General features: G+C 40.1%; 14 protein-coding genes. 10 read left to right on the top strand and 4 right to left on the bottom strand.

Annotated elements, in window-relative coordinates:
* Positions 1 to 37: 37 nt before the first annotated feature.
* The 3 genes from BFS30_RS25605 to BFS30_RS25595 form a co-directional block, all read right to left on the bottom strand.
* Positions 38 to 493: a helix-turn-helix domain-containing protein gene (locus tag BFS30_RS25605; RefSeq protein WP_069381903.1), complete on the bottom strand. Its 456-nt coding sequence runs from the start codon at positions 491 to 493 to the stop codon at positions 38 to 40.
* A 229-nt stretch (positions 494 to 722) separates the two neighbouring features.
* Positions 723 to 1,322: a hypothetical protein gene (locus tag BFS30_RS25600; RefSeq protein WP_069381902.1), complete on the bottom strand. Its 600-nt coding sequence runs from the start codon at positions 1,320 to 1,322 to the stop codon at positions 723 to 725.
* Positions 1,319 to 1,834: an RNA polymerase sigma factor gene (locus BFS30_RS25595; protein WP_069381901.1), complete on the bottom strand. Its 516-nt coding sequence runs from the start codon at positions 1,832 to 1,834 to the stop codon at positions 1,319 to 1,321. Before BFS30_RS25595 ends, BFS30_RS25600 begins: the two co-directional genes overlap by 4 nt.
* Before the next feature lie 211 nt (positions 1,835 to 2,045).
* Between BFS30_RS25595 and BFS30_RS25590 the strand changes: the two genes are divergently transcribed.
* Positions 2,046 to 2,558: a hypothetical protein gene (locus BFS30_RS25590; RefSeq protein ID WP_069381900.1), complete on the top strand. Its 513-nt coding sequence runs from the start codon at positions 2,046 to 2,048 to the stop codon at positions 2,556 to 2,558.
* A gap of 30 nt (positions 2,559 to 2,588) precedes the next feature.
* Here BFS30_RS25590 and BFS30_RS25585 read toward each other — a convergent pair whose 3' ends face one another.
* A complete protein-coding gene (locus BFS30_RS25585) occupies positions 2,589 to 3,608 on the bottom strand; it encodes a helix-turn-helix domain-containing protein (protein ID WP_069381899.1) in 1,020 nt (339 codons plus the stop codon).
* Between the two features lie 506 nt (positions 3,609 to 4,114).
* Between BFS30_RS25585 and BFS30_RS25580 the strand changes: the two genes are divergently transcribed.
* The 9 genes from BFS30_RS25580 (at position 4,115) to BFS30_RS25540 (ending at position 15,924) form a co-directional block, all read left to right on the top strand.
* Positions 4,115 to 4,948 carry a helix-turn-helix domain-containing protein gene (locus tag BFS30_RS25580; protein WP_237028664.1) on the top strand — a complete coding sequence of 278 codons (834 nt, stop codon included), beginning with the start codon at positions 4,115 to 4,117 and terminating at the stop codon, positions 4,946 to 4,948.
* A gap of 66 nt (positions 4,949 to 5,014) precedes the next feature.
* Positions 5,015 to 6,028 (top strand): DUF6268 family outer membrane beta-barrel protein, encoded by a 1,014-nt coding sequence (locus tag BFS30_RS25575; RefSeq protein WP_069381897.1) that lies wholly within the window; start codon positions 5,015 to 5,017, stop codon positions 6,026 to 6,028.
* 6 nt (positions 6,029 to 6,034) lie between these two features.
* Positions 6,035 to 6,442, top strand: coding sequence for a hypothetical protein (locus BFS30_RS25570; RefSeq protein ID WP_069381896.1), 408 nt, complete (start codon positions 6,035 to 6,037; stop codon positions 6,440 to 6,442).
* On the top strand, positions 6,429 to 7,361 hold the full coding sequence (locus tag BFS30_RS25565) for an NAD(P)H-binding protein (RefSeq protein ID WP_069381895.1): 933 nt from the start codon (positions 6,429 to 6,431) through the stop codon (positions 7,359 to 7,361). Before BFS30_RS25570 ends, BFS30_RS25565 begins: the two co-directional genes overlap by 14 nt.
* A gap of 264 nt (positions 7,362 to 7,625) precedes the next feature.
* Positions 7,626 to 8,762, top strand: coding sequence for an acyltransferase family protein (locus BFS30_RS25560; RefSeq protein ID WP_083252244.1), 1,137 nt, complete (start codon positions 7,626 to 7,628; stop codon positions 8,760 to 8,762).
* A gap of 176 nt (positions 8,763 to 8,938) precedes the next feature.
* Entirely contained in the window at positions 8,939 to 9,526 is a 588-nt protein-coding gene (locus BFS30_RS25555; RefSeq protein ID WP_237028663.1) for an RNA polymerase sigma factor, read from the top strand.
* Between the two features lie 121 nt (positions 9,527 to 9,647).
* Entirely contained in the window at positions 9,648 to 10,829 is a 1,182-nt protein-coding gene (locus BFS30_RS25550) for a FecR family protein (protein ID WP_069381892.1), read from the top strand.
* A gap of 254 nt (positions 10,830 to 11,083) precedes the next feature.
* Positions 11,084 to 14,470, top strand: coding sequence for a SusC/RagA family TonB-linked outer membrane protein (locus BFS30_RS25545; protein WP_167353204.1), 3,387 nt, complete (start codon positions 11,084 to 11,086; stop codon positions 14,468 to 14,470).
* Between the two features lie 11 nt (positions 14,471 to 14,481).
* Positions 14,482 to 15,924 (top strand): RagB/SusD family nutrient uptake outer membrane protein, encoded by a 1,443-nt coding sequence (locus BFS30_RS25540; RefSeq protein ID WP_083252242.1) that lies wholly within the window; start codon positions 14,482 to 14,484, stop codon positions 15,922 to 15,924.
* The last annotated feature ends 4 nt before the right edge of the window (positions 15,925 to 15,928 follow it).

The following is a 15,928-nucleotide window of genomic DNA, read 5'->3' as shown; positions in this document are numbered from 1 at the left end:
ATTTAGTATTAAACATAACCTAAATCTCTGCAATAATTTATTCGTCGACTTCTTCAAAATTGCTATTCTCGAGCCAACCATGTTGATAGGCATAACAACCAGGTACAAAGGCAAGTGGTTCCTGACTGATTCTCTTTTTTGTTTCCTGATGATTCGCCAGGTAAAGGGAAGGTGATTCGCCAACTACTTTTGAAAAAAGTCCGCTAAATGAGGAAATGCTGTCAAAGCCTACTAAAAAACAGACCTCAGAAACTGACACCTTATTCTTCAACAGCTCTTTTGCCTTTTCTATTCTGACATATTTTAAATATTGATGCGGCGATTTTCCATATATAGATTTGAATAGGCGGATAAAATGGAACTTGGAAAAATAAGCCTCGTCTGAAATGTTGTTCAGGTTTATTTTATCCGCATAGTTATTGTCGATGAATAGTTTGGCCTGTACTATTCTTCTATATAAATAAACCTTTGGATACTGTTCGGCTGCTATCATTATACCTGTAACTAACAGAGGATCTCTTTTTATAACAACTATAATTATCGATAGTTGAAATGCAAAAAATAAAATATTAATATAAATGTAAATTACCGGTTTTGCAAAAAATAGTATATGGTTGCACCATGAACATGACATCAATACAATGCTTTATACTGAAACCGATTTATCGGGGAATAACTATGTAGTAAGGTTCGAGTCCTTTTATTTCCACAGGTTTTTCTGGTTATTCTATTTCCTTCAGTACTTCCTTCAAGTCATCAGATATATCGTCAATTGTCTGAATTTGCTTTTTCTGTTTGTAAAATTTACTCCAAAGCATGATGCCGGCAATATAGGCTGTAGTAACTCCTAAGGCGGTTAATGTAAATAGCAAAGTACCTCGTTTAGTGATTTCAATGATATACAAGCTTAAGGCCAACCAAAGCAAAATCATGTAAATCCAAACATATTTAGTAAGTGTTTTTCGCTGCCATTGTAGTTTTTTTAGCTGGTAAGTGATATAATCCACACTCGAGACTTCCATTCTTTCTTTTTTAAAACCATAGCTTCGCCAGGTGACAATAAGAAATGTAATCAAAATGACGTAAATCGCTGCGATGCTTATTTCGAAAGGCCATCGGTACTCCTGGCGGAATTCGAAATAAATCCATCCTGTAACAATAAATGTAGCTAAAAAGCCAATGCTCATGCACAAACTTGAAATCAAGAATTTACGCTGATGATTATGCCATTTACTTTGTATCGAAAGGACAGCCGAAGGCGTGAATTCTTTATCCAGGGGCTGTGAGAGCCAACTATTCTGCATTTCTTCAAAACTATTCATGGTCGGGTATTTTGCATTAAATAAAGTAAACGTTCTTTTATCCGGTTAATCCGCACTCCGGTATTGGACATGGTCGCTCCGGTGATTTCGGCAATTTCCTTGTAACTCTTCTGTTCCAGCAATAAAGAAATGATCAGGCGGTCCTGAGCAACCAGTTGGCTAATACAGTAACGAAGTTTGTTTAGCTGTACTTCCTGTTCCTGTTTTTCTGGTAAGGATTCTATATAAGGCATTTGCAGAGATTCAGCGATAGATTCATGCTGATGTCGTTTGTTTTTCAGGTTGAATCCAATCGCTGTATTTACGGCTATCCGATAAATCCAGGTGCTTACCTTAGAATCACCCTTAAAACTTTTAATGCTTTTCCATATCTGATAAAGAATCTCCTGATAAAGGTCGTCGGCATAAGAAGCATCATATAGATAAGCACGGCAAATCCTGTAGATACTGGCATGATTTGCCTTGATGAGTCCGGTAAAGAAATCCTGCTGTTCGTGTTTATTATTCTGCAAAATTTTCTGATTTTATGCCTTGCCGATAAATGTATCAATTTCTGATGATAACGATTCCGAGTTTAATATTGCCCTTTTCATTGTTTAAGCTGTTTTATCATTTAGTAAAGACAAGTCCGGATTTCTTACATAAAACTTATTTATTTCGCAGATTTTTAATTTATTGCAGGAAAATCATTCAGGTTTTATAGCTTGCAGAAAACAATAACACATGAAATCATCCTTCCTTACCCTCTTCCTGGCAATTGTATTATCAGTTGCTGGTTCTAAAGCACAGGATACTGCAAAAGTTAAACAGCAGGCAAAGATGATGGCAGATGCTTTTTTTAGAGGCGACCTCAATACCTTGATGAATTATACCTATCCAAAAGTAATTATTGGTGCAGGGAAAGCTAAAATGATAGCTTCTGTCAAAAAATCTCTGGAAGAGATGAAGAAGGCTGGCATGAGTTTCCGAAGTGTCTCTTTAGGAGCGGTCAGCAAAATATATAAAGCCGGAACGGAGCTGCATTGCACAATTCCTCAACATTCCTCTATAAATGTACCAGGTGGCTATATTACCAGTACTTCTCCTTTGATGGGGATTAGTGCTGATGGAGGAAAAACCTGGAAATTTATTTCTGCAGGGAACATGAGTAAGCAGGAAATTGATAGGTTGTTTCCAAATTTCAATCCTGAACTGGTTTTTAAAAAGGTCACTACTCCTGTATTTCACAAGGAATAAATGGCACAGTCATCAAGATGGATTGTTCCTCTATGGGGTCAGCACTCTGATCCCCGTTAAATCTGCTTTTCCACTTTTCAGGAATTCGTAGGTGATTTGGTCTGCCTGACAATCAACAAACTGGATCCGTTTAAACCTGTTGTCTTTAAAGAACGTGTTAATCAGGGTTACGCTCTGGAATTTCACCCAGTTAAAAGAGCAGTTTTCAAAATAACAGTCCTCCAAATTGCTGTCGAAAACAATATCCTCAATCTGAACTCCAATAAAAGAGCTGTGATTCCATACCGCATTTACAATTTTACTATGCACAAAGCCTCCGGATTTAAACTCCATTCCGGTAAAATCAGCATCAGAAAAATCACAACCTTTGAAATGGCTTCTTAAAATGTTGACTTCTTTCATGGAGCTGTACTTAAATAGATTGTTCTCAAAGTGCGAACTCTGAATGTGGCTGTTGCTGATATCAGAACCGGAGAAGTCGCAGAATTTGATATGGCTTTTTGAAAATTTAGCTGTTTTCAGGAAACTGTTCTTGAATAAATTGTTGTCTAACTGGGAAGTTTGGATATGGCTGCCGCTGATATCGGAATTCGAGAAGTCACAGCTATCGAGATTATTGCTTTTTAAAAGAAGTCCGGATAGATCTGAACCTATAAATATGCAGCGTTGCATGTTGGAAGAACTCAATTTTTCATGTAGGTTTTTCAACCCGGAAAAATTAGCATCTACCCAATTGCCTCTCGACATATCCCAGTTGAACTTTTTCTCCCGTTTTAGTGACGGCAACTCATCTGATGGTTTAACCAATGTTTCAGCAGCGGAGGCCTCCCTGACCTCAGATTGGAAATTATCTGAAAAATAGTTGAGATCAACACCTAGAATTTCTGCGATACGGCTAAAAGTAGTGATATCCGGCATTGATTCTCCGCGTTCCCACTTTCCGACTGCCTGAGAACTAATGAATAAACGTTCAGCAAGCTGGGCCTGAGAAAGATTTTTTTCCTTTCTTGCTTTGATAATTTTATTTCCGATCATCTTTGTACTTAACATAGGTGCTATCTCTTTGATTGATACTACAAAGATATTTAGATTCATTTGTTGAATCGGCAGAAAAATAACAACTCTTAGTGGTAATTACGCTACTTATGGTTGTATTTAACAACTATAAGCCTGGCCTGTAAGCTTCAATACTTTTATGCTCCTCGAAAGTCTATGTTTGTGGATCTTTTTGTAGAATTTTGACGCTAAACTTAATTGAGTCAAAGCTGCGATATAATCTAAATAGGAAAATGATATGGAATATACGAAAGACGAATTGTTAGACGCGCTAAAAGCGGTGACTTCAATTATCAGCAAATGTGAGAAAATGCAACCCAAATTTTCTGAGGGTACCCCTCAGTACACATTACTTAGGAACAGGATAAAATCGATGTATATTTCTAAATCATTGATAACTGATGAAATTAGTAGAAGAGGGTAATTAATTTTAAGCCGTGACCAAAACTAAAATAAAGAGAATAACTCCAACAGATTTCAGAGGACAGTATATGTCTGAAATGTCAACGGATTTTGCAACTTTAAAAACACCTGTTCAGATACATAGCATAGAAAAAACATCTGGTTTCATTAAAGTACCCACTCCATTACATAGACCAGAATACAATTTCATTGTTCATATTACCAAAGGAAATGCGAAACAGCAGGTAGATGCTAATTTGATATCAATAAAAGAGAATGAAATCTTATTTGTCAGACAAGGGAATGTTACCTCATTAAAGGAGGTGAGCCCTGATGCAGCCGGGCACATGATTTTATTTGAAGACCAGACACTCAACCAATTGTTATCAAAACAGGAACTCATTAAACTCTTTTCTGCCAATACCGTTATTCATTTATCAGAGGAGAACAGCGTATGGCTAACCTCGTTGTTTGAACTGTTGAGCGTCGAGATTTATGATCCAAGTCCAAACCTTGGTATCTGTTATTCTCTTTTGCAGGCAGGGTTACAGAAAATCTTTACTTCCAGTAAAGAACTGAATAAAGGTATAAACCGAAGCGCCGAAATTACTTTCAATTTTAAAGAACTGGTTTACAAACACTATCTTAAACATAAGTCGATCTTATTTTATGCTGATGAGCTCTCTGTTTCCGAAAATTATCTCCATCGCTGTATCAAGGAAACAATTGGGGAAAGTCCCAAGGAATGGATCAGTAAAGTATGCATCCTGCAAAGCCAGTTGCTCTTACAGGACCTGACCAAAAGCATTTCAGAAATTGCTTTTGAGCTTAATTATGGAGACCCAAGTTATTTTGGCCGCCTTTTTAAAAAGATAACCGGCCTAACCCCCTCTGAATATCGAATTGCTTTTATGCAGGATTTGTCCGGATAAAGCGTGGTTTCGTTTTAAAGCAATCTTTGTTTTCAGTCCATCTTTGTGTTATTAAATTCAAAGAAAATGAAAACATTAATCCTGGTTAGAAGCTGTAATATCAGTAATAACCTCCAAATTGCCTCACATTGTAGATATAAAGGGATGACCAAATGGTCCCGTCTTTGTCTGCTGGTTTTTTTTCTAGTCCTCTTTTCGAATAAGGGTCATGGCCAGATTATTCAGGATGTTGGTGGTATTGCCGCCACTATTCATAATAAAGCCAGTTTTAAGGATCTGCCCTCAGAAAGTTCGCTGTCCGAGCATAAGTTTCAGCTGAATACTTACGACGCATGGTTACCTGTTCCTCCTTTTAAAATTGGCAGGACGAGCATTTTTAGTAACCTGAATTATCGCTTGATGGATTTTAAATATGAGAACAATACCATAGCGGATCCAAATCTTATGGAACGAATCCACGAAATAAAATCGGTAATTATTATCCGGCGCCCGATTTCAGGTAAATGGTCGATTTTGGGAATTGCAATGCCTGCTCTTGCTGCGGATTTGAAAAAGTCCGTTTCATTTGATGACCTGATCCTGGACGGAATACTTGGGGTATCGAAAAAATTTGGTGCAGAATCGAATCTGGAAATCGGATTGGGTGTTCATGCCATGTATTCCTTCGGAGAGACCCTGATTACTCCGGGAATATCCATTGATTATCGGAGTACAAACAATAAGTGGTTAGCCCAGTTTTATTGGCCAAGGTTAAATGTGCTCTATAGTGTAAACCCCAATACCCAGATAGGTTTGGCTGGTTCCATAGACTGGACGCGGTTTAACCTGAAAAACTATCCTGGCTACAAAGGTCAGGAGGTTGATTACGCGCAGTTCTCTACTATTCATGGTGGCCTCCAGTTACATCAACGTCTGGTAGGAGGAATCTGGCTTCAGGTACAGGGCGGAATGGGACTTTTAAATCGTTACGAACTCTTCGATACCAGGCAAAAAACAGTGAATGACTTCTCAATTTCGAACATGGCTTACGGAAAAGCTGCACTGAGCTATCGTGTTGGCAGGAGAACAAATAAACATTAATCTACGATGAAAAAGAGAAATTATCCTTCCTCAGCTTTCAATTTGCGTTCCCTGGTCTTTGCAGCTGTGCCGGCTTATGTATTTCCTGCCTCAATGTCATTTATATCAGGCTTTCTTCTTCAAAAAAGGGAGTTGATGATGGCAAGTTATACAACTATAGGTTTATCTTCCTTATTGTCAACAATATTTAGCTTTATCATACTCTGGCAATTCGAGTCGAGGAAGATCTTAATGCAAAACAAGCTAACAAGATCGCTGCTGATCATCCTATTGATGATTAGTCTGGGGATGACCTGCACATCAATACTCAATGTACCATCAGAACGCTTTAATATCATATTCTCAGCCTTCCTGGGCGCAGCAATATTGACAATCCGGCAACATGTAAAAAATTATAAAGATGAAAAAATTTAAACCCACCATAGTTGTTTTTGGATGTACAGGTACGGTTGGGAAAGAGGTGATGCGCCAGCTAAATACCTGTGATTGTATGGTGAGAGGGGTGCTTAGACATCCCGAACGCCCTTATCCTGTGCCGATAGGCAGCTACCCATCCAACATAACTTATGTAAGTGCCGATTTAAACTCAGGCAGCCAACTCAAAGAGGCTTGCATTGGAGCGGATGCATTGTTTCTTCTGACTGCAACATCCCCAAACCAGATTGAGCATGAAATTAACATCATTGATGCCGCCAGACAAAGCGGTATAAAACGAATTGTTAAGTTATCTGCGCCGGTAATTCATTCACCGGCAAAAGTGGAAGTCAGCCAGTGGCATGGTGAAATCGATGACTACCTGCTGCGCAATTTCGATGAATTTTGTTGCTTAAGACCCCATTCGTTTATGCAAAATTGGGAACGGAATACATTTACCATCCGATATTTTGGTAAAATTTACGGGGCTTTAGGCAATGCTCAGCGAAATTATATTGATTGTCGTGATGTTGCAACAGTGGCGGTGAATTATTTATTGGCAAGGGAAGAATTAAAGCAACGTTCAGTTATCCTTGCCGGACCTCAGGCCATTACGAACATAGAAATGGCAGCAAAACTATCCCATATAACCGGCAGTAAAATAGAATATGTGGACATTACGCCAGAAGAATTGTTTAGTCAACTAACCAACAAAGCCAAATTGCCGAAATGGTTAGCTACCCATATTGTTGAGCTTGACGAGTTGGCAATTAAGGTTCCTGAACCGGCTAGAGATACGATTACAGATTTAATTTTAAGAAAACCACGGATCATGGATGAATACCTGCAGGAAAGCCGGCATCTTTTCAAAAGAAAGCCGCTTTGGAAGCTATTTTCAACCATCTCCATCATATTTTGATTATAAACTAATTAATGGCCATAACCTTGGTGGTACAATAAGAAATGCCAAAAAAAGCGCTGGAGCGGAAGAAGAAAAGAAACGAAGTGCTTTAAATGAAAATTAAGAATAAGCTTAGATAAAAAACGATATTTTTGATAGACAGAGAGAATAGCTTAAACTATGGAAATTTACATTAACAAGTGCTTTGGAGGCTGTTTGTTGTTGTTGTTGGTTTGTGATCAGTACCAAGGTTAACCTCTCCATCTTAAATAGAAATCAAACATGTCAACAACAACAGCCGATCAGTCAAACAAGCTATTTTACATCGATAATATTAAAGTACTGTTAACGATACTTGTGGTGCTCCATCACACATTCATAGCCTATTGTTTTTCCGATGGCTGGTATTATACGGAAAAAACAGCTCATATTGCTGCCGCTGTTCCCATGACGATGTTTGTTAGTATCAACCAATCATTCTTTATGGGGCTGTTCTTTCTGCTGTCAGCCTACTTTATGGGCCCTTCTTACGATAGGAAAGGAGCCAGCCGGTTTATTGCTGACCGTTTGCTGAGGCTGGGTATCCCTTTGCTATTTTATTCTTTTGTATTTTCACCCTTTCTCAGTTATCTGGTTTATTATTTTGCCAAAGGATATCACATCACCTACCTGCAATACTTGTCTGGGTTTGACAGCTGGATAGATTTCGGTGTAATGTGGTTCGTGGCTGCGTTATTGGTTTTTACCCTGATTTATTTGTTGGGACGAAGCCTCATCAAAATTACTTTCAAAAAACCACTGCCTATGCCTGGAGCCGGTACCATTCTGCTGTTCGCTGTTTCTTTAGGTGTAATCAGCTTTTTGACCAGGATATTATTCTCGGTTGGATGGGTGCTTAAGCCACTGGGATTTCAATTGGGACATTTTCCGCAGTACATTGCATTGTTTATAATCGGGGTGCTGGCCTATCGAAATCAATGGTTTGACAACCTGTCTCAACGTACTGGGAAGCGCCTTACCTGGTCTGCATGGTGGTGTTTATTGTTCTTTCCGGTATTTTTCATTATCCAGGTCAAATTGAATATGCCGGTTGCATGGTACTCCGGCGGCTTTCATTGGCAGTCGTTATTATATGCCCTTTGGGAACAATGGATAGGACTGTCTATCCTGACTGCATTGCTTTGTCGGGCAAAACGGTCATGGAATGCCTCATCGCCACTGCTCGGCAGGTTATCACGTTGCTCTTTTGCCGTTTATATTTTTCACCCGCTGGCAATTGTTGCGTTGACCCTTGCAGTAAGAAACTGGTCGGTAGATCCGGCGATCAAGCTGCTGCTGGTCGCTCCATTAGCCATATTTTGTAGCTTTATACTTGCTGCCCTTGTTTTATTGATTCCGGGAGTAAAAAGGATTATTTAAATTAGCTACAATCGCAGCAGTAAATTGAGCTGTGATTGTAAAAAATATTTATGTACGTTTGTTAAGGGGTGATGATACTATTGTGATCTGACAGATCACAATCCGCCTCTTAATGATCAAATCTTGTCTTATTTCTTTAAATTGCTGGGGGGCATTGGATAGCGGTTATAATGAAAATGTATTCTGAATTTACGGATTCTGAATTGGTTCGTCTTGTAAAAGACCGGAATCATCAGGCTTTTGCAGAGATCTACAATAGGTATGCAGTGCTGATGTTTTATAAGGTAAATCAGATGTTAAGGGACGAAGAACCATCTAAAGACCTGGTACAGGATTTATTTGTGGCCCTTTGGGATAAACCGGAACTTATTCAGGAAGATAACAACATTGCCGGATACCTGTATGTTGGTGCCAGAAACCGCGTATTGAAATTTATCCAACGTAACAAGCTCAAAAATGACCACATCGCTTCTTTAGCAAAATATGCCTCAGAAATCAGCCTGGAAACGATACAGGATATCGATGAACGTGAGCTGAAAATTATCGTACAACGCGAGATAGATAATTTACCACCTAAAATGAAGCTTATATTTGAAATGAGCCGTAAGGACAATCTTTCTCATGCTGAAATCGCCGGTAAGCTTGGGCTTTCAGATCAGACGGTAAAAAAACAGGTGAACAATGCCCTGAAGATTCTTCGTTCAAAACTAGCCGTTTATGCATCATTCGGACTAATTATTATTGAACTTTCTAAAAGAAATTAAAATATTCCTTTCTGAAAATCAGTTGATTACATTTATTTTCAAATTTTCATCATTTCCATCTACGCCCTGAGGGCCTTTCATCGCTATTACTTATAAATCAGGAATAAACTGATAAATACAGATGAATAGGGAACAGGTAATAGAATTGATCAGGAAGTATAATGATGGCAGTGCCTCAAAAGAAGAAATACGTCTGGTCGAAAACTGGTTTGTGAAGCAATCTGAGCTTCGGCAACAGGAGCCTGAGGATATTGACTATCTGGATGTAAAACGACAGATGTGGTTAAATATCGGACAACAAATCGATCGCCCTGTAATGGAAAGTAATTTAAACATTACTCCTGCAGGAAAGTCAACTTTAAGATTTAGGTTAGTTGCTGCCGCTGCGGTATTGATCATCGCGATGACTGCTGTATTCTTCTATAGCAATTATAAAGACGTTAACGGACCTCAGATCGTGAAAAACGACATTAATCCTGGTAAAAATAAAGCCGTGCTGACCCTGGCCGACGGACAGAAAATCAGTTTAACCGATGCGCTTAACGGGCAGTTGGCGCAACAGGCAGGAGTGACAATCAGTAAAACCAGCAACGGACAATTGATCTATCAGGCTGCTCCAAATGCTTTCAATAAAAATAAGACTGAATACAATACCATTGAAGCGCCCCGTGGCGGACAGTGGCAGGTGATTTTGCCGGATGGTTCGAAAGTATTTTTAAATGCTTCTTCCAGCTTAAAGTATCCTGTAGTTTTTGCTACTAAAGAAAGAAAAGTAGAATTGAAAGGGGAAGCTTATTTTGAAATCAGCCACAATAAAAAAGCGCCGTTCCGGGTGATGGCAAAAGGGCAAACAGTGGAAGTATTGGGTACCCATTTTAACATCATGGCTTACGATGATGAGAAGGCCGTTAAAACAACCTTATTATCCGGAAGTGTGAAAGTATCTTCCAATGTAACTCATGCTACCAGAGTTAATGCCGCCGAATTCCTGATTCTGAAACCCGGTGAGCAATCCCAGGTATCTTCGGGAAATATGAAACTGATCCAGGATGTAGATCTCGAAGATGTACTCGCCTGGAAGAATGGCTATTTCAAATTCAATGAAAACCTGATGTCCATCATGACCAAGGTTTCCAGGTGGTACGATGTAGAGGTGATTTATGAAACCCAACCAGATCCTGATTTCAAATTTAAGGGAGAGATTTCCAGAGACAAAAATATTTCAGAACTACTAAATATGCTCGATTATACCGGGAACGTACATTTTAAAATTGAGGGAAGGAGGGTGATCGTTAAAAAATAGATACTATTTAAGCAACGTAATCCTAAGAAAGAGGCCAGAAGTGCTCGATACACTCCTGACCGATGCCGGAATACGTTAACAAAAATTTTGAGATCCTATCAACTAAACCAGACAAACAAACTTAGCAAATATTGTGAGTTAAAGCAATGCTATGGTTTCATCGGCCGCTAAGAATTTGTCGCAAACCAGATGAAATGTATAAAACCTATACGAACCAACCCGTACTCAAAAAGTATGTGAACAAAATTTTGCTAATGATGCGATTCACCACCGTTATTTTAATAGCTACAATTATGCAGGTAAGTGCCAGCAGTTTTGCGCAGCGCATTACCCTGAATACCAAAAATACTGCATTAGAAAAGGTACTAAAGGATATTCGGTTGCAAAGTGGTTACGACTTCCTTTTTAGCGAAGGACTGATTAAGGCGAGTAAACCGATCTCCATCTCTGTAAAAAACGCAGCGATAGAAGAGGTGCTTGAAAAGTGTTTTAACGACCAGCCGATCACTTATAAGATTGTAAACAAAACCGTTTTATTGAAGGCCAAGGCCCCGACGCTTATGGACCGTGTAGCCGCAGTTTTTACTGTTGGTATAGAAGTGCAGGGAAATATCATCAATAAAAAGACCAATGAACCGCTGAGTGGAGTAACACTAAAGGTAAAAAATAAAAGAGTAAACACCAGTTCTAATGCCAGGGGAGAGTTTAACTTGACAAAGATGGAGGAGAATAGTGTCATTACCTTCAGCTCTGTAGGATTTGATTCCCTGCAGGTCAGGTTGGCGGAGTTCGAAAAAATGGAAGTCAATACCAGTTCTTTTTCTAAAAATATGAGCGTGGTAAAAACAGGGACTGGCTTTTATCTGACCATTATGCTGGAGCCATCGGTATCCTTTCTGGATGAAGTAATGGTGCAGGCCTATGGAACCACAGACCGCAGAACAAGCACCGGTAACATTGCGAGGATCAGTTCAAAAGAACTGGAACAGCAGCCCCTGATGAATCCCTTGCTCGCTTTACAGGGTAGAATACCCGGCGTAACCGTTACCTCCACCGCTGGTTATGCCAGCAGTCCGGTGAAGGTAGAAATCAGAGGAAGAAAAACCATAAATTCTGCTTTCGTTTCAGAACCTTTATATGTGATTGATGGAGTGCCTCAAAACACGCTGGATCTGGGCGGAAACTCCAATTACCAGACCGGTTCTCCAGGTGTCGTTCAGGACGGATTGTCTCCAACCGGAGGCCAGAGTCCGATGTTTAACATCAATAGTAAAGACATAGAAAGTATCGAAGTATTAAAAGATGGTGATGCTACCGCGATTTATGGCTCAAGGGCAGCTAATGGTGTCATTATGATCACCACAAAAAAAGGGAAGCCCGGGGCTACTAAATTTTCGGTGGGTGTGGAGCAGGGATTTTCTGAAGTAACACGCCATTGGGATGTATTGAATACCGAGCAGTACCTGCAGCTCAGAAAGGAAGGATTTAAAAATGACAATATTATTCCTACGCTTGAAAATGCACCTGATCTGGTGTTATGGGACCAGAATAAATATACAGACTGGCAAAAAGTACTTTGGGGTAATATTGGAAAACAGTCTAATGTTACGATGAGTCTGACCGGTGGTGATGTTCAGACCCAGTTTCGCCTTGGCGCCAATTATGGCAAACAAACCGAGATCCTGACCAGTAAAGGAAGCAATCAAAGGGCCGGACTGGCCTTTAACATGGGGCATACTACTGTCGACAGGAGATTTAAGGTAGATTTTAGGGGCATGTATACTTACAGTACAGTCAATACCACCTCGATTCCCAGTATGGCTACTCTGGCGCCCAATGCACCGGATATCTATGGGACTGATGGCCTGTTGAACTTTGCACCATGGAGAGGCCCTGATGGATCAAGTAAATTCCCTTTTAGCGGTCTGGAAGTCCCGTATTATTCAGATACTCATATGTTCAATGGTAATTTGACCTTGAATTACGAAATACTAAAAGACCTGAATTTTTCTACCGCATTGGGTTACGGCTACAGCAATAATGCCACTAAGTATTTCGGTTATATTTATGCGCAGGACCCGATCACTAACCCAACAGGATCCAGCCGCTTTGGAAGCACCAATAACCTTAATTTATTGATAGAACCACAGTTAAATTATAAACTGAAAATAAGCGAAGGAACACTGGAGTTGTTGTTAGCAAGCTCCTGGCAAAAAAATGTAACTAAGGCCAATTCATTGATGGGACTTGGTTATGATAACGATGATTTTATTGAATCCATTAATCTGGCACCTCAGATTTTCAATCCTACCGGAGATGTAGGCTACCATAAACTGGCTGCTGTATTTGGCAGGATCAACTACAATTGGAAATCAAAATATATTGTCAATATCAACTGGCGCAGGGATGGATCTTCCCGCTTCGGACCTGGCAACCGTTACGGTAATTTCGGCTCTGTTGCAGCTGCCTGGATTTTAACGGAAGAAGCACCAATCAAAAAATCCCTTCCTTCGTTTATCAGTTTTCTGAAGTTGAGAGGAAGTTATGCCTTAACGGGTGGCGATGCGGTTGGAGATTATAAATACCTGGCACAATGGGGTAAAAATAAACAGTATGCCGACCCATTACCCAACTATGATGGGACTGCTCCTTTAATCAGTTTGCTGGCGGTAAATCCTAATTACAAATGGCAGGTGAATAAAAAGCTGGAAACTGCTGTAAACATTGGTTTCTTAGAAAACAGGATCAATGTTGCATTTGCAGTATACCGGGAACGCTGCGGCAATCAACTGACGGATTTCCCTACGCCGGTATATACTGGCTTTCCTACAGTAACGGCCAACTGGCCTGCGGTAGTAGACAATAAAGGCTGGGATCTTACAGTGGATGCGAACCTGATCAATTCAGAGAAATTTAACTGGTCGGTAACACTTTTTGGTTCCAGAAATAAAAATATACTGGTTTCTTATCCTGATATTGAACATTCTCCTTATGTAAATACGCATAAAGTAGGTAAATCTATCAATACCCAATATCTTTTTCATTATTTAGGCGTAGACCCCCTGACTGGTACTTATAGGGTGGAAGATTATAACGGGGATGGTTTTGTTGGCCAGAATGCCGGCCTTGCCGGTGGTGGTGACCAGTATGTCGCATTAGACCTTTCTCCAAGATTTACCGGTGGATTGACTAATGTTTTGAGATACAAGGGCATCAGCCTGAGTACTTCTTTCAATTACAATAACTTTATAGGGGCAGATCCCAATTTCAGTTCTGATGTCTTTCCAGGCGCTCCGGGAAATTTACCAAAAGAGGTGATCGGGAATTACTGGAAAGCCCCGGGTGACCATGCCTTATATCCGAAACCAACTACCAAATTTAATGAGGGTACCCAGCTGTTTTTTAATTCCGATGGCAGGTATAGAACGGTTTCCTATATCCGTCTGTCGAATGCGTCACTTTCCTATGAGCTGGATCAGAAATGGGCAAAAAAGCTCGGTGCAAGCTCGCTAAGCATATTTATGAATGCTCAGAACGTATTTGTGATTAGTAATGTGAAAGGACTTGATCCTGATGTACAGCAATTTGGGGCGCTTCCACCCGCCAAAATCTATTTGTGTGGCCTTTCGGTAAATTTTTAATTCCTAATGAGATGATGATGAAAAGAAATTTAAACAGATATACCTTTATAGTGGCATGTATCCTTATGTTTTCTTCCTGTAAAGATTTGATTGACATTCCCGATCCAATCAATACGATTACTACAGCGAAGGTCTTTGATAATGATAACCAGGCAAACTCTGCCATGGCCGGAACCTATTCGCAATTGATTAACGAACTGTCCCTTGGTTTTGGAAATGGGGTAACTACAACCTTTTGCAGCCAGTCTGCCGACGAGTTAAATATCTCTGCCGCAAACCTTAATGCATTGTATACCAATAAACTCACTTCGGCGGATCTGGGTACGGCTATCCTCTGGACTACTGCTTATAAGAATATTTATAATGCCAATGCCGTTATTGAAGGAATCGCGGCTTCTACTTCTTTAAAGCTGCATAAGGAGGTTAGAACTAAGCTGACTGCTGAGGCAAAGTTCATGAGGGCCTATACCTATTTCTACCTGGTTAACTTTTTTGGAGACGTACCATTGGTGCTTACCGATGATTTTAATAAGACCATTAAAATGAGCCGTACGCCAAAGGCGGAAGTGTATACTCAGGTGATTAAGGATTTACAGGATGCCAAATCAGATCTTGCTGCTGATTTTTCCGGATCAAAAACCGGAGAACGTATCCGTCCGAACAAATGGGCGGCAACAGCCATGCTGGCCAGAGTTTACCTTTTTATGGGCGATTATTCCAATGCCGCTGCCGCTGCAACGGAAGTGATTAATCAAAACGGACTATTTGAGTTGAGGGCGGATTTAAATGAGGTTTTTTTAATGAATAATAAAGAAGCAATCTGGCAAATGCAGCATAGCAACCTGACGCTCGTACGTGGAAATGCCACAGCGGAAGGTTATGCCATAAAACCTTATCAGTCTGGTGTAGCTAATGAGTATTTTGGTGTTCGCATTGCGGATGACCTTGTTCAGAAATTTGAAAACAACGATAAGCGGAAATCTTCCTGGCTAATGCCGGTGACTAAAGCTGGGGAAATCAATTATTTTGTCCACAAATATAAAATAGGAATAGGTAATTCGTCAATCGGAGGCCCGATCACAGAATACTACACCATATTAAGGCTGGCAGAACAATACTTAATCAGAGCGGAAGCTTTAACATTGGGAAGCCAGCAATTGGGGCTTGCTATTGCCGATCTGAATGTGATTCGCCGTCGCGCAGGCATTGATGAGCTCCCCGCAGGACTTTCCAAAGAAGCCGTTGTTCTTGCAATTGAGAAAGAAAGAAGAACAGAGTTTTTTTCGGAGTGGGGGCACCGTTGGTTGGACCTCAAAAGGACCGGAAAGGCACATGATGTACTTTCAGTGATTCCTGTTAAACAGCCCTGGGCGGGAGATCATCAGTTGTTGTATCCAATTCCTTTAACCGAGATACGGACAAATAATAAACTGATTCAAAATCCCGGTTATTAAACAC

Source organism: Pedobacter steynii (assembly GCF_001721645.1).
Lineage (GTDB): Bacteria > Bacteroidota > Bacteroidia > Sphingobacteriales > Sphingobacteriaceae > Pedobacter > Pedobacter steynii_A.
Note: the sequence above shows the minus strand (reverse complement) of the source record. Positions and strands in the feature narration are given on the sequence as shown.